This is a genomic window from Streptomyces sp. NPDC127100 (assembly GCF_042724095.1).
In the GTDB taxonomy this organism is placed as follows: domain Bacteria; phylum Actinomycetota; class Actinomycetes; order Streptomycetales; family Streptomycetaceae; genus Streptomyces.
On sequence record NZ_JBHXFL010000026.1, the window covers coordinates 18,149 to 40,600 of the forward strand.

General features: G+C 73.4%; 20 protein-coding genes. 10 read left to right on the forward strand and 10 right to left on the reverse strand.

Annotated features, from left to right (window positions below; genetic code table 11):
* Positions 1–229: 229 nt before the first annotated feature.
* Positions 230–628, forward strand: a complete 399-nt coding sequence (locus ACFWJB_RS22375; RefSeq protein WP_386924270.1) for a VOC family protein — start codon at positions 230–232, stop codon at positions 626–628.
* 7 nt (positions 629–635) lie between these two features.
* Here the strand turns inward: ACFWJB_RS22375 and ACFWJB_RS22380 are convergent, their stop codons facing one another.
* Both ACFWJB_RS22380 and ACFWJB_RS22385 read right to left on the reverse strand, forming a co-directional pair.
* Positions 636–1,874 (reverse strand): ROK family protein, encoded by a 1,239-nt coding sequence (locus ACFWJB_RS22380; protein ID WP_386924272.1) that lies wholly within the window; start codon positions 1,872–1,874, stop codon positions 636–638.
* 37 nt (positions 1,875–1,911) lie between these two features.
* Positions 1,912–2,559, reverse strand: a complete 648-nt coding sequence (locus ACFWJB_RS22385; RefSeq protein WP_385470588.1) for an alpha-ketoglutarate-dependent dioxygenase AlkB family protein — start codon at positions 2,557–2,559, stop codon at positions 1,912–1,914.
* A gap of 88 nt (positions 2,560–2,647) precedes the next feature.
* Between ACFWJB_RS22385 and ACFWJB_RS22390 the strand changes: the two genes are divergently transcribed.
* On the forward strand, positions 2,648–3,781 hold the full coding sequence (locus ACFWJB_RS22390; protein ID WP_386924375.1) for a methyltransferase: 1,134 nt from the start codon (positions 2,648–2,650) through the stop codon (positions 3,779–3,781).
* On the opposite strand, the gene ACFWJB_RS22395 is transcribed toward ACFWJB_RS22390, so the two are convergent.
* Together ACFWJB_RS22395 and ACFWJB_RS22400 are read right to left on the reverse strand one after the other, a co-directional pair.
* The gene (locus tag ACFWJB_RS22395) at positions 3,771–4,631 is read right to left on the reverse strand and encodes a ketose-bisphosphate aldolase (RefSeq protein WP_386924274.1); all 861 of its coding nucleotides are present in this window, start codon (positions 4,629–4,631) and stop codon (positions 3,771–3,773) included. The two genes, ACFWJB_RS22390 and ACFWJB_RS22395, sit on opposite strands and share 11 nt — an antisense overlap.
* Before the next feature lie 41 nt (positions 4,632–4,672).
* Positions 4,673–5,554, reverse strand: coding sequence for an SIS domain-containing protein (locus ACFWJB_RS22400; protein WP_385470584.1), 882 nt, complete (start codon positions 5,552–5,554; stop codon positions 4,673–4,675).
* A 147-nt stretch (positions 5,555–5,701) separates the two neighbouring features.
* Here ACFWJB_RS22400 and ACFWJB_RS22405 point away from each other — a divergent pair, with 147 nt between their 5' ends.
* Positions 5,702–6,481, forward strand: a complete 780-nt coding sequence (locus tag ACFWJB_RS22405; protein ID WP_385470582.1) for a DeoR/GlpR family DNA-binding transcription regulator — start codon at positions 5,702–5,704, stop codon at positions 6,479–6,481.
* Positions 6,482–6,489: 8 nt separating this feature from the next.
* Here ACFWJB_RS22405 and ACFWJB_RS22410 read toward each other — a convergent pair whose 3' ends face one another.
* Entirely contained in the window at positions 6,490–7,464 is a 975-nt protein-coding gene (locus ACFWJB_RS22410) for a hypothetical protein (protein ID WP_386924277.1), read from the reverse strand.
* Positions 7,465–7,651: 187 nt separating this feature from the next.
* On the opposite strand from ACFWJB_RS22410, the gene ACFWJB_RS22415 reads away from it, so the two are divergent.
* Together ACFWJB_RS22415 and ACFWJB_RS22420 are read left to right on the forward strand one after the other, a co-directional pair.
* Positions 7,652–9,910 carry a heavy metal translocating P-type ATPase gene (locus tag ACFWJB_RS22415; protein WP_386924279.1) on the forward strand — a complete coding sequence of 753 codons (2,259 nt, stop codon included), beginning with the start codon at positions 7,652–7,654 and terminating at the stop codon, positions 9,908–9,910.
* A gap of 275 nt (positions 9,911–10,185) precedes the next feature.
* Complete coding sequence (locus ACFWJB_RS22420) at positions 10,186–10,854, forward strand: phosphatase PAP2 family protein (RefSeq protein ID WP_386924281.1); 669 nt, start codon at positions 10,186–10,188, stop codon at positions 10,852–10,854.
* On the opposite strand, the gene ACFWJB_RS22425 is transcribed toward ACFWJB_RS22420, so the two are convergent.
* The 4 genes from ACFWJB_RS22425 to ACFWJB_RS22440 all read right to left on the reverse strand — a co-directional run bounded on the left by ACFWJB_RS22425 (position 10,830) and on the right by ACFWJB_RS22440 (position 14,303).
* Complete coding sequence (locus ACFWJB_RS22425) at positions 10,830–11,468, reverse strand: SRPBCC family protein (RefSeq protein WP_386924283.1); 639 nt, start codon at positions 11,466–11,468, stop codon at positions 10,830–10,832. The two genes, ACFWJB_RS22420 and ACFWJB_RS22425, sit on opposite strands and share 25 nt — an antisense overlap.
* Before the next feature lie 185 nt (positions 11,469–11,653).
* Positions 11,654–12,106 (reverse strand): phospholipase, encoded by a 453-nt coding sequence (locus ACFWJB_RS22430; RefSeq protein WP_386924285.1) that lies wholly within the window; start codon positions 12,104–12,106, stop codon positions 11,654–11,656.
* A 155-nt stretch (positions 12,107–12,261) separates the two neighbouring features.
* Complete coding sequence (locus tag ACFWJB_RS22435) at positions 12,262–13,191, reverse strand: PmoA family protein (RefSeq protein WP_385470014.1); 930 nt, start codon at positions 13,189–13,191, stop codon at positions 12,262–12,264.
* Positions 13,188–14,303, reverse strand: coding sequence for a Gfo/Idh/MocA family protein (locus ACFWJB_RS22440; RefSeq protein ID WP_386924287.1), 1,116 nt, complete (start codon positions 14,301–14,303; stop codon positions 13,188–13,190). The genes ACFWJB_RS22435 and ACFWJB_RS22440 overlap by 4 nt, the downstream gene beginning before the upstream one ends.
* 276 nt (positions 14,304–14,579) lie before the next feature.
* Between ACFWJB_RS22440 and ACFWJB_RS22445 the strand changes: the two genes are divergently transcribed.
* From ACFWJB_RS22445 to ACFWJB_RS22455, 3 genes are all read left to right on the forward strand, one after another.
* Positions 14,580–15,173: a Dps family protein gene (locus ACFWJB_RS22445; RefSeq protein WP_385470010.1), complete on the forward strand. Its 594-nt coding sequence runs from the start codon at positions 14,580–14,582 to the stop codon at positions 15,171–15,173.
* 142 nt (positions 15,174–15,315) lie between these two features.
* On the forward strand, positions 15,316–16,377 hold the full coding sequence (locus tag ACFWJB_RS22450; protein ID WP_386924289.1) for an ABC transporter permease: 1,062 nt from the start codon (positions 15,316–15,318) through the stop codon (positions 16,375–16,377).
* A gap of 88 nt (positions 16,378–16,465) precedes the next feature.
* Entirely contained in the window at positions 16,466–17,668 is a 1,203-nt protein-coding gene (locus ACFWJB_RS22455) for a cysteine desulfurase-like protein (protein WP_386924291.1), read from the forward strand.
* Between the two features lie 7 nt (positions 17,669–17,675).
* Here ACFWJB_RS22455 and yicI read toward each other — a convergent pair whose 3' ends face one another.
* A complete protein-coding gene (gene yicI / locus ACFWJB_RS22460) occupies positions 17,676–19,946 on the reverse strand; it encodes an alpha-xylosidase (protein WP_386924293.1) in 2,271 nt (756 codons plus the stop codon).
* A 283-nt stretch (positions 19,947–20,229) separates the two neighbouring features.
* On the opposite strand from yicI, the gene ACFWJB_RS22465 reads away from it, so the two are divergent.
* Both ACFWJB_RS22465 and ACFWJB_RS22470 read left to right on the forward strand, forming a co-directional pair.
* Positions 20,230–21,486, forward strand: coding sequence for an ABC transporter substrate-binding protein (locus ACFWJB_RS22465; RefSeq protein WP_386924377.1), 1,257 nt, complete (start codon positions 20,230–20,232; stop codon positions 21,484–21,486).
* 12 nt (positions 21,487–21,498) lie between these two features.
* A complete protein-coding gene (locus ACFWJB_RS22470) occupies positions 21,499–22,449 on the forward strand; it encodes a carbohydrate ABC transporter permease (RefSeq protein WP_385470002.1) in 951 nt (316 codons plus the stop codon).
* Positions 22,450–22,452 lie beyond the last annotated feature (3 nt).

Sequence of the window (22,452 nt, forward strand, 5' to 3'; positions counted from 1 at the left end):
CAGCTCCTCGGTGGCGATGTCCTGTGTCACCTCCGAGCCTCGCCCCGGCAGAGGTCCGGGTCGTCGTACGGCCGGCGGCAGTGCGCGTACCGCGCGGGGAGCAGGGCGGCGGGCCGCGTCTGCTCCCGCCGGGGTGTCGGGAGCAGAGGCGCGGGTTGTCGCGGGGGCCGGAATCGCCCACTACGTGCCCTGGGCGGCGCCCGGCTGCGGCACGCCTAGGCTCTGGCCCATGCTGAGACTCGGATTCCCCGTCGTCGGTGTCACCGACGTGCCCCGCGCGGTGGCGTTCTGGACGGCCGCGCTCGATCTGGTCCCCAGTGCGGAGAGGGCGAGCGAGACCTGGCGGTCCCTCCTGCACGCCGACGGCTCCGGCCCCGCTCTCGCCGTGATGCGCAGCGAGTCCCCGGTCGAGCCGCGTCCCCGGCTGCATCTGGACCTGTTCACGGACACGGCCGAGGAGCAGCAGGCGGAGGTGCGGCGGCTGATCGGGCTCGGTGCCCGGGCCGTCGACTGGGACCTCTACCCGTCCGACCCCGACTTCGTGGTCCTCGCCGACCCGGACGGCAACAGGTTCTGCGTCGTCGATCTCGGCCACGCGCCGGACGGCGGCGACCGGCCGGCACCCTGACCCGCCCCTAGGACAGGGCCCCCAGGGGGTCGTCCAGCACCGGCTGCCAGGCCAACTCGGCCGCGCCGACCAGGCTGTTGTGGTCCAGGGTGCACGGCAGGATCGGCACGCTGCCGCTCTGCCCCCACAGGCTGCGGTCGGCGACGACCGCCCGCAGCCGTTCCGGATCGGCGTCCAGGAGGGTGCGGTGGAGTCCGCCGAGGATGATCCGGTCCGGGTTGAGGATGTTCACCAGGCCGGCCAGGCCCTGGCCCAGGCGGTCGATGAGGGCCTCGGTGGCGGTGCGGACGGCCGGGTCGTCGTACCGGCCGCGGATCAGGTCGTTGGACTGCTGGAGCAGGGACACCTCGGGCCCCGGATCGCGTCCGGCCGCGGTCAGGAAGGCCAGCGGATCGGTCTCCACGTCCAGACAGCCGCGGCTGCCGCAGTGGCAGGGGCGGCCCTCGGGATTGACGGTGACGTGGCCGACCTCCAGGGCCAGTCCGGAACTGCCGCTGTGCAGACGCCCGTCGAGGACCAGCGCGCCGCCCACACCCCGGTGGCCGGTGGCGACGCACAGCAGGTCGCGGGCGCCGCGTCCGGCGCCGTGCCGGTGCTCGGCGAGGGCGGCGAGGTTGACGTCGTTCGCGGCGAACGCGGGTCCCCCGATGCCCGCGGCGCGCACCTGCTCGGCGAAGATCCGGCGCACCGGGGCACCGGCCGGCCAGGCCAGGTGCAGCGGGTTCAGGGCCAGGCCCTCCGGCTCCGCGACGGCGGAGGGTACGGCGAGTCCCGCGCCGACGCAGCGCCGCCCGGTCTGCCGCAGCAGGCCGGCGCCCGCCTCGACGACGGAGCCGAGCACCTTGGCCGGGTCGGCGTCGACGGCCTCGCAGCCGGGCGCGGTGGCGACGATCCGGCCACCGAGGCCGACCAGGGCCGCGCGGAATCCGTCCGCGTGGACCTGGGCGGCGAGGGCGACGGGGCCGTCCTCGGCGACCGCGAGCCGGTGCGAGGGGCGGCCCTGCGAGCCGGCCGCCGCGCCGGGCCGGGCGTCGACCCGGATCAGGCCGAGTGCCTCCAGTTCGGCGGCGACCGCGCCGGCCGTGGCCCGGGTCACGCCGAGTTCGGCGGTGAGGACGGCCCGGGTGGGGGCGCGTCCGGTGTGCACGAGCTCCAACGCGGGTCCGAGCGCGCCGCGCCCCCGGTCCAGCCGCGTCCTCGAGGTGGTCCCTTCCCCCGCCGCCCGGGGGTCCGCCTTGCCGCTCATGGAGGGGAGTCTCCCATGATCCGCCGGTGCCGGGGTCCTAGAGGCCGCTGACCCTGAGCGTGATGTTCAGCCGCCCGGTGAGCCCCAACTCGGGCGGTGCGGTGCCCGCGTGCACCCGCGGCACCCCGTGGTACGCGAGCCGGGAGGGGCCGCCGAAGACGAACAGGTCACCGCTGCGCAGCTCGACGTCGGTCCAGGGCCGGGCCCGGGTCTCGGTGTTGCCGAAGCGGAAGACGCAGGTGTCACCGAGGCTCAGGGAGACCACGGGCGCGTCCGCCCGCTCGTCGGCGTCGCGGTGCAGGCCCATGCGGGCGTCGGCGTCGTAGAAGTTGACCAGCGCGATGTCGTACGCCGCCGCGGCCGCCTCCGCGCCCAGCGCGTCGGTCACCGCCCGGCGCCCGAGATCGCCCAGCCAGGCCGGGAAGGGCTTCACCGGGGCGCCGTCGCCGTCGACGACGGTGCGGGCGTAGGCGTACGGGTACCAGTGCCACCCCAGGCACACCTGCCGGGCGGTCATCGTGCCGCCGCCGGGGGTGCGGACGGCGCGCAGCCCGGCGGGCGGGCGGGCCCACTCCCGGCAGGCGCGCAGCAGCTCGCGCTGCCGGCCGGCGTCCAGCCAGTCCGGCAGGTGCACCGCGCCCGGGGCGACCTCGGTGCGGTCCCTCGGGAACAGCTCGGCGTCCATGCCTCCATCCTGCCCGACCGTCCCGCCGATCCGGCCTGAGCTGCGGCTCCGCTAGCCTGGACGCACGATGAACGACCGCAGCGACCGTATGACGACTCCGTGGGGCGAGCACGCGCTGGCCCGCTTCCCCGAGGACCCGCGCGACCGGCTGCGTGCCTGGGACGCCGCCGACGAGTACCTGCTGCGGCACCTCGCGGACCAGGACATCCCGCTGTCGGGCACGGTCGTCGTGGCCGGCGACCGGTGGGGGGCACTGGTGACGGCGCTGGCCGCGCACCGGCCGGTGCAGATCACCGACTCCCACCTGGCCCGGGAGGCGACCCGCGGCAACCTGGCACGCAACGGCGTGGCGCCCGGCTCGGTACGGCTGCTCACCACGCAGGACCCGCCGCCCGGGCGGATCGACGTGCTGCTGGTGCGGGTGCCGAAGAGCCTGGCTCTGCTGGAGGACCAGCTGCTGCGCCTGGCGCCCGCCGTGCACGGGGACACGGTCGTCGTCGGCACCGGCATGGTGAAGGAGATCCACACCTCGACGCTCGCGCTGTTCGAGCGGATCCTCGGCCCGACCCGCACCTCGCTCGCCGAGAAGAAGGCGCGGCTCGTTTTCTGCACACCCGATCCCGCGCTGGAACGGCCCGCCAGTCCGTGGCCGCTCAGCTACCGGCTTCCCGACGACGTCGGCGTGCTCGCGGGCCGGACGGTGGTCAACCACGCCGGCGTCTTCTGCGCCGACCGGCTCGACATCGGCACCCGCTTCTTCCTGCAACACCTGCCGGAGGCCGGCGGCGCCCGGCAGGTGGTGGACCTGGGCTGCGGCAACGGCGTGGTCGGTACGGCGGTGGCGTTCGCCGATCCGGACGCCGAGGTGCTGTTCACCGACGAGTCCTTCCAGGCCGTGGCCTCGGCGGAGGCCACCTACAAGGCCAACGGGTCGCCGGGGCACGCGGAGTTCCGGGTCGGCGACGGGCTGGCCGGGGTGCCGGACGGCAGCGTGGACCTGGTGCTCAACAATCCGCCGTTCCACTCCCACCAGGCGACGACCGACGCCACGGCATGGCGGATGTTCACCGGGGCGAAGCGCGTGCTGCGCCCCGGCGGCGAGCTGTGGGTGGTCGGCAACCGGCACCTCGGCTACCACGTCAAGCTGCGCCGGCTGTTCGGCAACAGCCGACTGGTGGCGAGCGACCGCAAGTTCGTGGTGCTGAAGGCCGTCAAGCGGTAGGGCCCGCGACCACCCGGATCAGCGCCGCCACGGTCCGTACCATGGCCTCCCTGCCCACCGTGAGGTAGCGGCGCGAGTCGACGGCGTCCGGGTGGGCGGCGAGGTAATCCCTGATCGCGCCCGTCATGGCGATGTTGAGCGCGGTGCCGACATTGACCTTGGCGATGCCGCCCGCGACCGCCGCGGCGAGTTCGGCGTCCGGGACTCCGGAGGAGCCGTGCAGGACGAGCGGCACGTCCAGCGTCCCCGACAGCTCCTTGAGCAGGTCGTGGTCGAGGGCGGCGGTACGGGTGGTCATGGCGTGGCTGCTGCCGACGGCGACGGCGAGGGCGTCCACCGCGGAGTCGGCGACGAAGGCACGGGCCTCGGCGGGGTCGGTGCGGGCTCCGGGCGCGTGGGCGTCGAGCGGCGCCCCGCCGTTCTTGCCGCCCACCTCTCCCAACTCGGCCTCTATCCACAGCCCCTGGGCGTGCGCCCAGTCGGCCGCGGCCCGGGTCGCGGCGAGGTTCTCCGTGTACGGCAGCCGGGAGGCGTCGTACATCACGGAGCTGAATCCGGCGTCCGGGGCCTGGCGCAGCAGGCCGTCGCTCTCGACATGGTCGAGGTGGAGGGCGACGGGCACGGCGGCGCCCTCGGCGGCGGCGACGGCGGCCCGGGCCAGCGGCAGCAGGCGGCCGTAGCGGAACTTCACCGCGTTCTCACTGACCTGGAGCACGACGGGTGCGCGCACCGACTCGGCGCCGGCGACGACGGCCTCGACGTGCTCGAGGGTGATGACGTTGAACGCGGCGACGGCGGAGCGCGCGGCGGCGGCGCGGGTGATCAGGTCGCCGGTCGTGGCGAGGGGCACGGTGTCTCCTTCTCCCGGACGTTCCGGTTGTCGTACGGGCGTCAGGGGGCGAGGATCACCGAGCGGGTGAGGTGGCGGGGCCGGTCCGGGTCGAGTCCGCGGGCGGCGGCGACGGCGACGGCGAGCCGCTGGGCGCGGACCAGTTCGGCGAGCGGGTCGAGGCCTCCGGCCACCCACAGCGCGCCGGTGTCCCGGACCTGCTCGGCCAGTCCGTCGGGGGCCTCGCCGAACATCCAGGTGGCCGTGCCCGAGGTGCTGATGCTGATGGGGCCGTGGCGGTACTCCATCGCCGGGTACGCCTCGGTCCAGGACAGGGACGCCTCGCGCATCTTGAGCCCGGCCTCGTTGGCCAGTCCCACGGTCCAGCCACGCCCGAGGAAGGTGAACTGGGTGCGGTCGACGAGCCCTTCGGGCAGGCCGGCGGCGAGTGCGGTGCGGGCGTCGGCGACGGCGGCCTCGGGGTGCAGGCCGAAGTGGGCGCGGAGCAGGGTCAGGGCGGTGGTCGCGAACCGGGTCTGCACGACCGACCGCTCGTCCGCGTAGTCGAGGACGACGACGTCGTCGGCCGCGGCCATGACGGGCGTGTCCGGGTCCGCGGTGAGCGCGACGGTGCGGGTACGGCCCTTCAGCACGGTGAGCAGGTCGAGCACTTCGGTGGTGGTGCCGGAGCGGGTGAGTGCCACGACGCGGTCGTAGGCGCGGCCCCGCGGGAACTCGGAGGCGGCGAAGGCGTCCGTCTCGCCCAGTCCCGCCTCCTCGCGCAGCGCCGCCGCCGACTGCGCCATGAAGTACGAGGTGCCGCAGCCGACGATCGCCACCCGCTCCCCCGCCGCAGGCAGCGCCGGCGCGTGCCCGGCCGCCTCGGCGGCGGCGCGTGTCCAGCACTCGGGCTGGCTGTTGAGCTCGTCCTCGACATAGGTCATGGCGCACACTCCCGATCGGTCTCCGAACAGACCTGGCTCGCTTGGTTGTTTCTGCAAGATACAGCGAACTTTCGAGCACTATCAAGCAATCTGGCGAAGGATGGCCGTGCGCTAGGGTCGGCGGGAGGTCGAGGAACGGAGGCGCGGATGTCGCGCGACGCCCGCTGGAAGGCGCTGCTGGAGCTGCTCGTCGAGCGTGGCCGCCTGGACGTCGAGGAGGCGGCGACCGAACTGGAGGTGTCGGCCGCGACGATCCGCCGCGACTTCGACCGGCTGGCGGAGCAGCAGATGCTCGTGCGCACCCGCGGGGGCGCGGTCGTGCACGGAGTGTCGTACGAGCTGCCGCTGCGCTACAAGACCGCCCGCCGGGCCTCGGAGAAGCAGCGCATCGCGCAGGCCGTCGCCGAGCTGGTGGCGCCGGGCGAGGCGGTGGGTCTGACCGGGGGCACGACCACCACCGAGGTGGCGCGCGCCCTGGCGGTGCGCGCCGATCTGGCCTCCGGGACGCCCGCGCTGACGGTGGTGACGAACGCGCTGAACATCGCCAACGAGTTGGCGGTGCGGCCGCAGTTCAAGATCGTGGTGACCGGCGGGGTGGCCCGGGCGCAGTCGTACGAGCTGATCGGGCCGCTGGCGGACGGGGTGCTCGGCCAGGTCACGCTCGACGTGGCGGTGCTGGGGGTCGTGGCCTTCGACGTCGCGCACGGCGCCGCGGCCCACGACGAGGCGGAGGCGGCGATCAACCGGCTGCTGTGCGAGCGCGCCGAGCGCGTGGTGGTGGCCGCCGACTCCACCAAGCTGGGCCGGCGGGCGTTCGCCCGGATCTGTGCCGCGGAGACGGTGGACACGCTGGTCACGGACGGCGCGGCCGACCCGGAGACCGTCCAGCGGTTCGAGGAGGCCGGGATCCGGGTCGTCACGGCGTAGGCGGCTTGTCAGTGGGCGTGGCCGTCGGTGTGCCCGGGGGCGGTCTCCCGGCCGGCGGGGACCGAGCCGGCCTTCACGGTGAACGCCGCGGTGTGCACCTTGCCCTCGTGCCGGAAGTCGAGGAAGAGACGGTAGGTGCCGGTGCTGGGCGCGGTGGCCGTGAAGGAGATGTCCGGGCCGGGCTTCGTGCTGCCGTCGCCGGGCTCGCCGTTCGGGTGGACGTGGAGGTAGGCGAGGTCACCGGAGCGCAGCGCCACGAGGTGGCCGTAGGCGCCGAGGTAGGGCTGGAGGTCGGTGACGGGCCGCCCGCCCCGGGAGACGCTCAGCCTCAGCTCGCCCGCCCTGCCGGGGTTCAGGGTGCCGGTGAGGGCGACCCGGTAGCCGTCGGCCGAGGCGGTGGTGTTCGGCTCGGGAAGTAGCGCGGGCCGGTAGGCGCCGCCGGCCGCGAGGTCCGCGCCGAGGGTGAGGTTCCCGGCGCCCTTCTTCGCCGGGGTGAAGTCGGCGAAAACGCGGTACCCGCCCGCCTCGGGCAGGTCGACGGGGGTGGTCCAGCTGCCGTCGGCGGCGCGGGTGGGGTGCAGGTGGCGGTAGGTGGCCAGATCACGTGAGGCGACGATGAGATGGAGCTCCTTGTCGTGCTCCCGCTGGTACGCGGTGACGGCCCGGCCGTCGTCGTCGCGGACGGTGAAGCGCAGCTCGGTTCGCTGACCGGCGGTGACGCGCGGAGTGGCGAGGTCGAGCGTGTAGCCGCCCTCGGAGATCCCCAGGCCGCCGGCCGGCTCGCCCTCGTGGCCGCCCGGGTGGCCGCCGTCCCCTCCCGGATCCGCCGGCGGCTCGCCCGGGTGTCGCTCGTGAGAGACGGGCGGGGCGTCCGCGACGACCGGATCGACGACCCGGCCCACGCCGTACGCCGTGCCGAAGGTCGCGGCCAGGACGGCGGTGAACGCGGTGATCCGCAGTCCGGTACTGAGTCCCGTGCTCATGGCGGTCGTCTCCTCGATTCCCCGGCGCCCGCATTGATGGACGCCTCTTCATGCACTTCACAATACCCCCAGGGGGTAGTCAGTCAAGCGCTCGACCGAGGGTTGACGCATACCCCCCTGGGGTATAAAAGTTGTCGGCGGGCGCACTTCCCGGGGCGCCCTCGACGACCCCGCGTCAGGAGCAGTCATGACCACCAGTACGACCAGTGCACCGACCGAGGTGGAACTCGCCATCGGCGGGATGACCTGTGCCTCGTGCGCCGCCCGGATCGAGAAGAAGCTGAACCGGATGGACGGGGTCACGGCGTCCGTCAACTACGCGACGGAGAAGGCCAGGGTCAGCTTCGCGGAGGGGGTGTCCGTCCCCGAGCTGATCGCCACCGTCGAGGCGACCGGTTACACGGCCCGCGAGCCGCAGCCGGTCCGGGACGAGCCAGCGCCGGACGCGGCGGGGGACGAGGAGGACGGGCTGCGGCCACTGCGGCAGCGGCTGGTCACCGCGGTCCTGCTGGCCGTTCCGGTCATCGCGATGGCGATGGTGCCGGCCCTGCAGTTCGAGTACTGGCAGTGGCTGTCGCTGACCCTGGCGGCGCCCGTGGTCACCTACGCCGCCTGGCCGTTCCACCGGGCCGCGTTCACCAACGCCCGGCACGGTGCGGCCACCATGGACACGCTGATCTCGGTCGGCACCTCGGCCGCGTTCCTGTGGTCGCTGTGGGCGCTGTTCCTCGGCAGCGCGGGCACGCCCGGCATGACGCACCCCTTCGAGCTGACCATCGCCCGCAGCGACGGTTCCGGGAACATCTACCTGGAGGCCGCCGCCGGAGTGACGGCGTTCATCCTGGCCGGGCGCTACTTCGAGGCCCGATCCAAGCGGAAGGCCGGCGCCGCGCTGAAGGCGCTGCTGGAGCTGGGGGCGAAGGACGTCACCGTGATCAGGGAGGGCCGTGAGGAGCGGATCCCGGTCGGCGATCTGAAGGCCGGTGACCGCTTCCTGGTGCGTCCGGGCGAGAAGATCGCCACCGACGGCACGGTCGTGGAGGGCGCCTCGGCCGTGGACGCGTCGATGCTCACCGGCGAGTCCGTGCCGGTCGAGGTCGGCGTGGGCGACAACGTCACCGGGGCCACCCTGAACGCCGGGGGCCGGCTGGTGGTCGAGGCGACGCGGGTCGGCGCCGACACCCAGCTGGCGCGCATGGCGAAGCTGGTCGAGGACGCGCAGAACGGCAAGGCCGCCGCCCAGCGGCTCGCCGACCGCGTCTCCGGCGTCTTCGTGCCGGTCGTCATCGCCCTGGCGCTGGCCACGCTCGGCTTCTGGATCGGCAACGGCGCCGGGCCGACCGCCGCCTTCACCGCCGCCGTCGCCGTCCTGATCATCGCCTGCCCCTGCGCCCTGGGCCTGGCCACACCGACCGCGCTGATGGTCGGCACCGGGCGCGGCGCCCAGCTCGGCATCCTCATCAAGGGCCCCGAGGTCCTGGAGTCCACCCGCAAGGTCGACACGATCGTGCTGGACAAGACCGGCACGGTCACCACCGGCCGCATGACCCTGCTCGCCGTGCACACCGCCGCCGGCACCGAGGAGTCCGACGTACTGCGGCTCGCGGGCGCCCTGGAGCACTCCTCCGAGCACCCGATCGCCCGCGCCGTCGCCGACGGCGCCCTCGAGAAGCTGGGCACCCTGCCGGCGCCCGAGGACTTCGCGAACGTCGCCGGGCTCGGCGTGCAGGGCGTCGTCGACGGCCACGCGGTCCTCGTCGGCCGCGAGCAGCTGCTCGCCGAGTGGGCCATGAGCCTGCCGGCGGACCTGGCCCGCGCCAAGGCCGACGCGGAGACGGCCGGCCGCACGGCGATCGCCGTGGCCTGGGACGGCGAGGCCCGGGCGGTCCTCGAGGTCGCCGACGCGGTCAAGGACACCAGCGCCGAGGCCATCACGCGGCTGCGGGCCCTGGGCCTCACCCCGGTCCTGCTGACCGGCGACAACCGGGCCGTGGCCGCCTCCGTCGCCCGCGAGGTCGGCATCGACCAGGAGCACGTCGTCGCGGAGGTCATGCCGCAGGACAAGGTCGACGTCGTCAAGCGCCTCCAGGGCGAGGGCCGTTCGGTCGCGATGGTCGGCGACGGGGTCAACGACGCCGCCGCGCTCGCCCAGGCCGATCTGGGGCTGGCCATGGGCACCGGCACGGACGCCGCCATCGAGGCCGGCGACCTGACCCTCGTCCGGGGCGATCTGCGGGCCGCCGCCGACGCCATCCGGCTGGCCCGCAGGACCCTCGGCACCATCAGGTCCAACCTCTTCTGGGCCTTCGCCTACAACATCGCCGCACTCCCCCTCGCCGCCGCCGGACTCCTCAACCCGATGATCGCCGGGGCGGCCATGGCCTTCTCCTCCGTCTTCGTCGTCGGCAACAGTCTGCGACTGCGCGGGTTCAGGGCCGCGGGCTGAGCCGCCCGCGCGCGGGGTGGGGGCGGGCCCCGGGGTCCGCCCCCGCCCCGTTTCCGCGTGCCAGGCCAGGCCCCCGGGCCGCTGTGGGGCGCGCACCGTCGCCCGGACGGGTGCCGCCGGGGCGCCGTACGGCAGGACACGGACGAGGCTGGTCCGGCGGACGGATCCCGCGGCGGACGCGACGGACGGCCGCGGGCCGCACGGACGGCACCGTGAACCGGACGCGGGGGGGGGACCCCGCACATGCCCCCCGACACCTCACGGAGCAGGAGCCCATGACCGAACCGACCGACGCCGGCGGGGACACCGGCGGACCGCTCGCACCGGACGCGGGGCCGGCGCGGTCCCCCGGCCGCGCCCTCGCCGCCGTGCTCGGCGATCTGCGGGCGGTGGACGGCGCGCTGTACGCGGCGGTGGCCGCCACGTACACGCCCACGCTGGACCGGTTCCTGCGACGGCTGTCCCGCGCCGCCGACCATTCGAGGATCTCGCTCGGGATCGCCGCCGCCCTCGCCCTGGGCGGGGCGCGGGCCCGTGGCGCGGCGCTCGTCGGGGTCGGTGCGGTGGCCGTGACGTCCACGGCCGCGAACCTGCTGGGCAAGCGCCTGGTGCGCCGGCCCCGGCCCGACCGGGAGGCGGCCCGCGTGAGCGTCGACCGATACGTGCCCATGCCCGCGTCGGCCTCGTTCCCGTCCGGTCACACGGCCTCGGCGGTCGCCTTCGCCACGGCGGTCGGCGTCGTCCTGCCGGCGGCCGCCGCGCCCCTCGGTGCGCTGGCGACCGCCGTCGGATACTCCCGCGTCCACACCGGTGTGCACTATCCGGGCGACGTGGTGGCGGGCGCCGTCCTCGGCATCGCCGGGGCGGCCACCGCGCTGGCGGTGGCCGCGGCGCTTCCGGTGCCCGGTCTGCGGACGGTCTACTCGGTGGCGCCGCCCGTGTAGAAGGCGGCGGTGCGATCCGCCCGCACGCGCGCCGACGCGGGATCCGTACCGCTCGCCACGTCGGCCCCGTACCAGGCCTCGCCGCTGGAGAGCACGAACCGGCGCCCGGCCTCCGAGGCCGACCACTCCGCGACCTCCTGGGGGTCCACCGGCGTGCCGCCGCTCGACAGGTACAGCGTGAGGCCGACGAGCATCAGGTCCCAGCCGATGCCCACCGCGCCCGGACCGAACCCGGCCCACCGCTCGTCGTCGACATGGGCCAGGTACTCCAGCTCGAAGCGGGTGCCCCCCTCCCCGGGCGTCAGCCGCAGCTCGATCCAGCTGACCTCCTCACCGTACTCCCAGGTCGCGGCGAAACTCCTGGGCGGGTCGCAGGTCTCGATCGTGCCGCCCGCGTTCCCCTCGAGCTGGTACCGCCCGCCCTGCCGCAGATCGCCGGAGACGGGCAGGAACCACTGCGGGATGCGCCGGGGATCGGTGCAGGCGGCCCACAGGTCGTCGAGGGGGGTGTCGTACGTCCGGCCCACCGTCAGGACGCGGGCCTCACCCGCCCTGCCGGCACGCCGGCCGACCTGCCGGCGCACGGAGTCGATCTGGTGCGTCTCATCGATCACGGGTGAATACCTCCTGAGCGAACTCGCCGACCGGCCCCGAAGCCGCCCTTCCGTCGGCGAGCGACCCGGGGCACCGGTGGCGCACGGGGGCTGCGCGCACGTCGAAGGCGTGCATGCGCACAGACTGTCAGCCGGCACGGGTGCGGGCATCAGCTGATGGTCTGCCCGTGTTCGGGAGGCACCCGTCAGCCGAAGGCCTTCACCGCCTGGTAGTACGTCCACGCCGTGCTGTTGCAGGCGGTCTTCGTGCCCCCGCCGTACCCGGCGCAGACGCGCTTGAGGTCCTCGTAGAAGGCGCTGTCGACGCGCGACTTGTTCGCGCTGAAGGTGCCCGCGGCCTTGTAGTTGCGGTAGCCGAAGTCGTGCCGTGCGCAGGAGGTGCTGAAGGGGAAGCCGAACGGGTTGTCGGGCGAGCTCGAACAGTAGTCCGTCGACCAGTCGAATCCGTACGCGCTCCAGGCGGACCTGTTCGCCCGGGCGGCGGTCCAGGCGTTGTAGCTCGACGCGCTGGTCTGGGTCCAGCTCGCGAGCACCTGCGATTTGTCGGCGGGAGCGGCGTCGGCGGTCGCGGCGGTGGCGACCACGGTGGTCACGGCCAGGGCCGAGGCGGCGAGTCCGGTGGCAAGTCTGCGGCGCATTCCACACCTCCATGAGGGTGCGGCCCGCCCCTCGGACCGCAGGTTCATGTCAAGATGATGCGCATCACGGCCACTTCTTCACACCCCCGCGTCCCTAACGGGTCGTTAACTCTTGGGCGCGGGCGCCCTCGACGCGCCGCGCCCGGCGGAGGCGTTCACCACGGGAGGCCGTCCAGGTGGGCGCCGACCCGGCCGGCGTCCCACGCCCCGTCGGCGATCACCAGGCGGTAGCGGTAGGCGAAGGACTCACCGGGCGGCAGCGCGAACTCCTCGAAGAACGCCCAGGAGAACGCGACCGTCGGCACCGGCGTGGCCCGCACGAACCAGTGCGAGGGGTGGATCGCGCTCCCGCCGTCCAGGTTCTCCGGCGCGTGCGCGAAGACGAGCGTCGAGTGGCCGTCGCTCCCGTCGCGCTCCGCGGTGAAGGCGAGCCACGGGCCCTGCGTGCCCATCAGCCTCTCGGCGCCGGCACCGGCGTCCGGAGCGAAGACGGTGCCGCCGGTGAAGTCGCGGGGGCCGCGCCACTGGAGGCCGGTGTAGCCCGCCATCTCCCGGCCCGCTGTGGTCGGCGAGCCGAAGACCAGCGGCTCGGCCCGGATGTTGGTGAGGCGGATCGACCAGTCCAGGGACCAGGCGCCGGCCTCCTCGTCGACCGAGTGGACGGCGAGCCCGCGTTCCTCCCGGGCCCACTCGGCACCGCCGTTCTCGACCCAGGTCAGGTGTTCGGTGACGTCGAGCCGGTCGTCCCCGGCCGTGAGGTCCGGGAAGCCGTCGTGCCGCATGGCGCCGACGCGCTCGGGCAGCGGCAGGTAGCCCTCGCCGTGGACGTAGGAGTTGCCGCCCCAGAAGTTCTGGCCGGAGAGGTGACTGGCCGTCATCTGCACGCCCTTGTGCCAGCGGTGGTCGTTCGGCCGGTAGCCGGTGACCGTGTGCCCGGCGAGAGTGCGCACGGGATGGGCGTAGGGCTTGCGGGACTCGAAGGCCTCGGGATCGGGGCGGTAGACGTAGCGGAGGATCTCGGTGCCGTTCGCCGCCGTGACCGCGATGTGGTCGCCGAGGGTGTGACCGACGCGCAGGGTGCTCATGCGCGCCCCCCGGGGGCCCAGCCGGGGTGGCCGCCGTGCATGGCCGGGTGGAACGGGTCGCCGGGACCGATGTCGCCCGCGTTCACCGGCCGGCCGGTGAACGCCGCCTTGTACAGGGCGGCGGCGAACTCCAGCGTCCCCCGGGCCTCGGCACCGCTGCCGGGCGGTCTCGCCCCCGCGTCCCAGGCGTCCAGCACGGCGCCGAGTTGCGCGGTGTGCGAGCTCGGCACGTCCGCCGCCGGGGTGCGCCAGGCAGCGGCGCGCGCGGGGTCCACGTGCCGGGCCGGAGTGTAGGTCCAGTCCTCGTTGCGGTGCCCGTACAGGTGGGTGAGCTCCACGGTGGCGTCGGCGCAGTCGACGCGGACACGGCTCACCTCGTCCGGGGAGAGCACGCTGTTGACGACGGTGGCGAGGGCGCCGTTCGCGAAGCGCACCAGGGCCGTGGAGACGTCCTCGCTCTCGGTGTCGTGGACCAGGCGCGCGGCCATGGCCCGGATCTCCCGCCAGGGCCCCAGCAGGTGCAGCAGCAGGTCGTACTGGTGGATGCCGTGGCCCATCGTCGGGCCGCCGCCCTCGGTGGCCCAGCGCCCGCGCCAGGGCGTCGCGTAGTAGGCGGCGTCGCGGTGCCAGGTGGTCTGGCAGTGCGCGACCAGCGGGGCGCCGAGCTCGCCGCTCGCGATCAGCTCCCGGGCGTGCGCGGCGCCGGAGCCGTACCGGTGCTGGAGGATCACGGAGGCGTAGGCCCCGGACGCCTCCTCCGCCGCCGCGATGTCGTCGTACTCGGCGAGGGACAGGCACAGCGGCTTCTCGCACAGCACCCAGGCCCCGGCCTCGAGCGCCGCCACCGCCTGCTCCCGGTGCAGGGACGGCGGTGTGCCGACGAGCACCAGGTCGGGGCGGACCTCGTCCAGCATGGCGCCCGTCGAGGTGAAGCCGGCGACGTCACCGCCCGCGGCCCGCCGGAAGGCGTCGAGCCGGGCCCGGTCCACGTCGACGGCGGCGACCAGCTCCACGCGGTCGGCGTGGGCCGCGAGCGCGGGCAGGTGGCCGCCGGTGACGACGGCGCCGGTACCGACCACGGCGACGCGGCGGCGGGCGGGTGGTGGGGACATGCGGTCCTCCTCTGACGGCGGCGGACGGCCCGCGCTCCGGGCCGCGGGTGCGCCCTCGCGGACACTCCCGAAGGCTTAGAAAGCGCTTGCCCTCCGGCGCACCCTAGATCGCGGAGGAAGCACCCCACAAGCCCTCGCGGGAGCCGCGGACGGGAGACCTGACCGGGTCCCAGCGTTTGCGGGACCGGCGGGCGGCTGGTCGACTGTCGCGGGGGGCGAGCCGGTCGCACCGCGCCGGTGCGGACCCTTCAGCTCTTCTCCGGAAGGAGTACAGGCGTGAGCACCCCGAAGCCGTCGGCACAGCAGCAGAGCTCCGACGGCAGCCAGCCCTGGCTGCACCAGAGAGGCCGGACCATCCAGGAGTTCGGCACCGTCAAGCAGTTCCCCGTGGCGATGTCCATGGAGACCCGCCTCTACTCGTGCCAGCGGCTCAACAAGGTCCTGGCGGACACCCGCATCCTGCACGATCTGTACAAGAAGTATCACTGGCTCATGCGCGGGGCGACGTTCTACCAACTCCACCTGCTGCTGGACAAGCACGCCGGGGAGCAGCTGGAGCTGATCGACACCGTCGCGGAGCGCGTCCAGACGCTCGGCGGCGTGGCGATCGGCGACCCCCGGCACGTCGCGGAGATCACCACGGTGCCGCGCCCGCCGGACGGCGTGGAGGAGGTCCCGGCGATGCTCTCGCGGCTGCTGGAGGCGCACGAGCTGATCCTCACCGACTGCCACGACGCCGCGGCCCGCACCCAGGAACTCGGCGACGACGGCACGAACGACCTCCTGGTCTCCGAGGTCGTGCGGACCAACGAGCTCCAGGCCTGGTTCCTCGCGGAGCACCTCGTCGACACGCCTCTCGTGCACGTCTGACCGACCGCCGAGGGGCCGGCCGGCCCCGGACGTCCTCCGTCCGGGGCCGGCCCGTACCGCACCCGCGGTCGCCCCGCGCCCGCCGCCGAAGCGCCTCGCCGCTCTTTCACCTCCGCTGTGAAAGTGTCCCGTTATGGCCCACATGCCCTCCGATTCCCACGGCGCCCGTGCCCAGCCGCCGACGCGCGGTCAGAAGTGGTCCACGTTCCGGCAGTCGCCATTCTGGCCGGCCACCGTGCTGGTGCTCATCCTCGCGGCGGCGGCCGGACTCTTCGCGGGCTCGTACACCTACTCCATGGCGAACCCGACGCCGCACTCGATCCCGACGGCCGTGGTCGGCCCGTACGACCAGGGACGCGGCAAGGCCTTCCTGGACGGCCTGGAGCAGGCGCTGAACGCCTCGGTGAGGCTGCACCCCTACGACACCACCGCCGCGGCGCGCGACGCGATCGAGGACCAGAAGGTCTTCGGGATCTTCGAACTGCACGACTACGGGCGGACGGCCGTGCTCGACCTGTCCAGCGCGTCGGGCGCCTCCGTCGCCGAGGTGCTGGAGCAGACCGCCCCGGCGGTGGGGAAGAAGACCGGGGTCGCGGTCACCGTCCGGGACATCAATCCCCTCCAGGAGGGCGACCCGCGCGGACTGGCGATCTTCTACATCTCCCTGGCCGCCGTGATCATCGGCTTCGTCGGGGCGATCCAGCTCAGCGTGCACGCCCGTTCCCTGACCCCGTTCGAACGCATCCTCTTCACGATCGCCTACGCGCTGCTCGGCGGGTTCGCCATCGCCGCGACCGTGGACTGGCTGCTGGGCGCGCTCGACCTGCCGTTCGTGCAGTCGTGGTCGATCCTGGCGCTCACCCTGTTCACCAGCGGCATGGTGTTCACGATGTTCAACACCCTGGTCGGGCGGTGGGCGATGCTGCCGACCTGGGGCCTCATGGTGCTGCTCGGCAATCCCTCGTCCGGCGGCGCGGTGTCCTGGCCGCTGCTGCCGTCCCCGCTGGGCGAGATCGGCCGGTGGCTGCCGCCGGGCGGCTCGGTCAACGCGCAGCACACGGCCGTGTACTTCCAGGGCCACCAGCACCTGTTCCCGTACCTGGTGCTGGGCGGGTGGGCGCTGCTGTCCTGCGCGGTGTTCTGGACCTGGCGGCACCGCCACCCGGGCGGCCGCGAGAGGAGCCAGGCCGACGCCGAGTCCTGACCTGCCGCCCCGTCCGCCCCGCGGATCTGTTCCGGCCGCCGCCCGGCTGCGATCATGACGGGAGTCCCCGCCACCGGTTGGAGTGCACATGGCCCTCGACATCGACGCGATCCGCGCGCAGATACCCGCCCTCAAGTCCGGCACCGCCCGCTTCGACGCGCCCGGCGGCACCCAGACCCCGCAGCCCGTCATCGACGCCGTCGCGGAGGCCCTGGCCGCCCCGCTGGCCAACCGGGGGCGGACCACCGAGGGCGAGCGCAACGCGGACGGCATCGTCACCGGTGCCCGCGCCGCCCTGGGCGACCTGCTCGGTGCCGATCCGCGCGGCGTGGTCTTCGGGCGGAGCGCCACGCAGCTGGCGTACGACCTGTCCCGGACCCTCGCCAGGACGTGGGGGCCCGGTGACGAGGTGGTCGTCACCCGCCTCGACCACGACTCCAACATCCGGCCGTGGACGCAGGCGGCCCGGGCGGCCGGGGCGACCGTGCGGTGGGCCGACTTCGACCCGGCCACCGGGGAACTGCTGCCCGAGCACATCGGGGCGGTGCTGTCCCCGCGCACCCGGCTGGTCGCGGTCACGGCCGCGTCCAACCTCATCGGCACCATGCCCGACCTGCCGGCCGTCGCCCGGCTCGCGCACGGCGTGGGGGCACTGCTGCACGTCGACGCCGTGCACTACGCCTCGCACGCCGCCGTCGACCTGGCCTCGCTCGGCGCGGACACGCTGGTGTGCTCGCCGTACAAGTTCCTCGGCCCGCACCTCGGCGTGCTGGCGGCCCGGCCCGAGTTCCTGGAGACCCTGCACCCGGACAAGCTGCTGCCCTCGAGCGACGCCGTCCCCGAGCGCTTCGAGCTGGGCACGCTGCCGTACGAGCTGCTGGCCGGTGCCCGCGCCGCGGTGGACTTCCTCGCGGACCTCGCGCCGGACACCTCCGGCGGCCGGCGGGAGCGGCTGGCCGCGTCCTTCGCGGCGCTGGAGGCCCACGAGGACTCCCTGCGGGGCCGCATCGAGCGGGGGCTGTCCGAGCTCGGCGGGATCACGGTGTACTCGCGGGCCGCGCGGCGCACGCCGACCCTGCTGTTCACCGTGGCGGGCCTGCGCCCGGCCGAGGTCTACCGCCTGCTGGCCGAGCGGGGGGTCGACGCCCCCGCCGGGTCCTTCTACGCGGTGGAGGCCTCCCGTCACCTGGGGCTGGGCGACGAGGGCGGCGTCCGGGTCGGTCTCGCGCCGTACAGCAGCACGGACGACGTGGACCGGCTGCTGACGGCGCTGGGCGGCCTCCCCCGCTGACCGTCGCTCACGCCAGGGGCACGCTCACCTCGCCGCTGCCCTGGGCGCTCTCCCCGCCCGCGACGCGCACAGTGAACGGACGCCCGGTCCCGCTCGCGGTGACCCGCAGGACGTCGCCGTCGCGCCGGACGCTGAAGGTCGCGGCCGGGGCGCCCAGCAGGTCGGGCACGGTGACCTCGGCGGTGTACCCGGGCGCGGCGGTGGGGTGCACCAGCAGCACCGGGGCGTCCAGCCAGTCGCCGTCGGGGCACCGGTCGTCCGAGGCCAGCGGCAGGACGGCGCCCTCGCGGACGTACAGCGGGAGGCTGTCGTAGCCGTGCCGTTCGGTGCGCCACGCCGGGCCGGTGACGCGCTCGCCGGACAGCAGGTGCGTCCAGGTGCCCTCGGGGAGGTACACCTCGACCTCGCCGTCCTCCGTGAAGACCGGGGCAACCAGGAGGTCGGGGCCGAGCATGTACTGGCGGTCCAGCGGGCGGCAGCCGGGATCGTGCGGGAACTCCAGGACCATGGGCCGCATCACCGGCACGCCGGTCCGGTGGGCCTCGGCGGCGGCCCCGTACAGGTAGGGCATCAGACGGTGCTTGAGCAGGGTGAAGCGGCGGGCCACGTCGACGGCCTCGTCGCCGAACTCCCACGGCACCCGGTACGACGAGGAGCCGTGCAGGCGGCTGTGCGAGGAGAGCAGGCCGAAGGCCAGCCAGCGCTTGAAGACCGCCGGGTCGGGCGTGCCCTCGAAGCCGCCGATGTCGTGGCTCCAGAAGCCGAAGCCGCTCAGGGACAGGGACAGGCCGCCCCGGAGCGACTCGGCCATCGCCTCGAAGGAGGACCAGCAGTCGCCGCCCCAGTGGACGGGGTACTGCTGGCCGCCCGCGGTCGCGGAGCGGGCGAAGAGAACGGCCTCGCCCTGCCCGCGTTCCTTCTCGAGGAGTTCGAAGACGGTCCGGTTGAACAGGTGGGTGTAGTAGTTGTGCATCCGCTCCGGGTCGGACCCGTCGTGCCAGACCACGTCGGTGGGGACACGCTCGCCGAAGTCGGTCTTGAAGCAGTCCACGCCCTGGTCGAGCAGCGGCTTGAGCTTGCCGGCGAACCAGTCGCGGGCGGCCGGACTGGTGAAGTCGACCAGGCCCATCCCGGCCTGCCACAGGTCCCACTGCCAGATGTCGCCGTTCGGCCGGCGCACCAGGTGCCCGAGGGCGGCGGCCTCGTCGAAGAGCGGTGACTTCTGGGCGATGTAGGGGTTGATCCAGACGCTGACCTTCAGCCCGCGTGCCTTGAGCCGGGCGAGCATGCCCTCCGGGTCGGGGAAGACCTCCGGGTCCCACTGGAAGTCGCACCACTGGTACTCGCGCATCCAGAAGCAGTCGAAGTGGAACACGGTCAGCGGGATGCCGCGCTCGGCCATGCCGTCGACGAACGACGTCACCGTCCGCTCGTCGTAGGACGTGGTGAAGGACGTGGTGAGCCACAGGCCGAAGGACCAGGCGGGCGGCAGGGCGGGGCGTCCGGTGAGGGCGGTGTAGCGGGTGAGGACGTCCTTGGGGGTGGGGCCGGCGACGACGTAGTACTCCAGCGTCTGGTCCTCGACGCTGAACTGCACCTGCCCGACGGACTCCGAGCCGACCTCGAAGGAGACCGCGCCGGGGTGGTTGACGAAGACGCCGTAGCCCCGTGAGGAGAGGTAGAACGGGATGTTCTTGTAGGCCTGCTCGCTGCTGGTGCCGCCGTCCGCCTGCCAGATGTCGACGACCTGGCCGTTCTTCACGAACGGGGTGAAGCGCTCACCGAGCCCGTAGATCTGCTCGCCGACGCCGAGCGCCAGCCGGCTCAGCATGTGGTGCGCGCCGTCGCCGGTCGTGGCGAACGCGGTGCTCTTGGCGTTCGCGTGGGTCAGTTCGCGGCCGTCGGCGTCGTGGAAGGTGAGGCCCCAGGGGCCGGCGCTGTCCAGGCGCAGGGTCAGCGGGCCGCTGGTCAGCTCGGTGACCGTGCCGTCCTCGCGCACCGCGCCGGCGCCGTCGGGGGTTTCCGTGAGGGCGAAGTCGGGGCCCGGGCGGTGCTTGCCCGCGTGGTGGGTGACCCGCACGCCGATGACGCCCTCGACGGGGGAGAAGCACTCGACCGTGAGGAGCGGGGCGTTGAGCGTGTCGCCGCGCCGCGTCACCTTCTTCACGGCGGCATGGGCGGTGAAGCGCTTCGATTCGGTGCGTACAGCGCGTACCTCGGTGGCGTACGACAGGTGCACGCCCTCGCGGATGAGCCAGAAGCCGTCGGTGAACTTCATGATCTTCCTTGGATGGGGCGGGAACGGTCGAGTGGGTGCGCGGAGGCCGTCCCACAGCGTTTTGATCGTACACAGAACAAATCCGGAAACCGAGGCCCCCGGTCGGCCTTTGTCGCTCTGATCAGGTGCGATCACGTAAAAGAACGACGCCTTCACGCGGCGGAAGAACGAGATGGAGGCCGTCTACCCCTAGCGCCGCGGCCCGCCTCTGACGTATTAGTCATCACAACAAACAAAACAGTCCGGCAAGGAAGCCGGATCGTACGACAGCAAGGGCCGCATGATGTCGAAGCGCTTCAACGCCGCGCACCGCGGGCGCGAACGCTCACGCAGAGCCGTCGTCCCGCTCGCCGCCGTCTCCGTCCTGGTCGCCGGAACGGCACTGACCGGCTGCGGGCAGCAGCGCGACGCCGATGTGTACACCGTGATGAACTCCTCGACCGACGAGTCGTACCACCGCTGGGACGCGGAGGCGATGGCCCGCTGCGGGGAGCAGCTGGGCGTCACCATCGAGCAGCAGAGCGTCCCCGCGGCGCAGGTGATGACGAAGGCGCTGCGCATGGCGTCGTCCAAGTCACTGCCGGACATCGTCCAGTTCGACGCCTCCGAGATGCCCACGTTCGCCGACGCCGGCGGCCTCGTCGACCTCCGCACGCTCGGGCTGAGCACGAAGGACATCCCCGACGGCATCGTCGACTTCGGCTCGTACGAGGGGACGTACTACGGCGCGGCCCGCTCCGTGAACACGCTCGCCCTCTTCTACAACAAGGACGTGCTGGACAAGGCGGGTGTCCGGGTGCCCGCCACCTGGGCCGAGCTGCGCGAGGCCGCCAGGACGCTCACGCGGGGCAAGCGGTACGGTCTGGCGCTCAGCGCGGGCGGCGCGGAGGACGGCGTCTTCCAGTTCACGCCGTTCATGTGGTCCAACGGCGGCGACGAGACGAAGCTGGACAGCCCGCAGGTCGCCGGGGCGCTCGACTACTGGAAGAGCCTGCTGAAGGACGGTTCGCTGTCGAAGTCGACGGTCAACTGGACCCAGGCCGACGTCAACGACCAGTTCATGGCCGGCAACGCGGCGATGATGATCAACGGCCCGTGGCAGGTGGAGACCCTCAACACCGACAAGTCGCTGCACTGGGGCATCGCGCGGATTCCGGTGCCCGAGGCCGGTGACGACTCGGTGGGACCACTGGGTGGCGCGGTGCTCACCGTGCCGAGGACGGGCGACGCGGCGCGCGAGAGGACGGCCGGTAGGATCGTCGCCTGCCTGGCCGGCCAGAAGGAGCAGCTGACCTACGCGCTCAACAGCTGGATGGTCCCGGCGAACGCCAAGGCCGCGGCCGTGTGGCGCGAGCGGGTGCCCGAGCTGGACGCCCTCGCCGACCAGGTCGCCACCGCCCGGTCCCGGACCGCCAAGCTCGGCGCCGGCTGGTCGGGGGTGTCGCTCGCCCTGCAGAGCGCCTTCCAGTCCGCCCTGACCGGCCAGTCCAGCGAGGCCGCACTGAAGCGCGCCCAGCAGCGGGCCACGAGCGGGAACTGAGGGAGCGCACCCATGACCACGTCCACCGTCACCGCACAGACACCCGCCGGGGCGTCCGCACCGGCCGCGCCGGACCCCGCCCGGGCCGGGCGCCGGCGCAGGCTCTCCCAGTGGGGCTTCGTCGCCCCCGCCGTCGTCTTCATGCTGCTGTTCTTCGGCTACCCGCTCGTCCGCAACGTCGTGATGAGCTTCCAGCACTACACGCCGAAGACGTTCTTCACCGGTGAGGCGCCCTTCAACGGCACCGACAACTGGTCCACCGTCTTCCACGACGCCCTCTTCGGCAAGGCGCTGTGGCACACGCTCGTGTTCACCGCGGGCTCACTGCTCGGCCAGTTCTGCATCGGTCTGGCACTCGCGGTGTTCTTCAGCCGGCGCTTCCCGCTGAACGGCGTGCTGCGCTCGCTGATCCTGCTGCCCTGGCTGGTGCCCATGGTGGTGTCCGGCATCGTCTGGCGGCGCATCCTCGACCAGGACACGGGCGTGCTCAACTCGTTCCTGGACACCCTCGGGCTCGGCGGCCACACGCCGTGGCTGACCAGTCCGGACATGGCGCTGCTGTCCGTCATCCTGGTCAACATCTGGATCGGCATCCCGTTCAACATGGTCATCCTGTACGGCGGTCTCCAGGAGATCCCGAAGGAGCTGCACGAGGCGGCCTCCCTGGACGGTGCCTCCGCCTGGCGGACCTTCCGCTCCGTGACGCTGCCCATGCTCAGGCCCGTCATCACCGTCGTGCTCGTGCTCGGCTTCATGTCGACGGTCAAGATCCTCGACCTGATCCTCGCCCTGACCGACGGCGGCCCCGCCGACTCCACCCAGACCCTGGGCACGCTCACCTACCAGAACTCGTTCGTCCAGCTCGACTTCGGCGCGGGCGCGGTCGTCGGCAACGTACTGATCCTGATCTCCGCCGTGTTCGCGGTGTTCTACCTGCGGGCCAACCGCTCCGAAGGGAAGTGACCG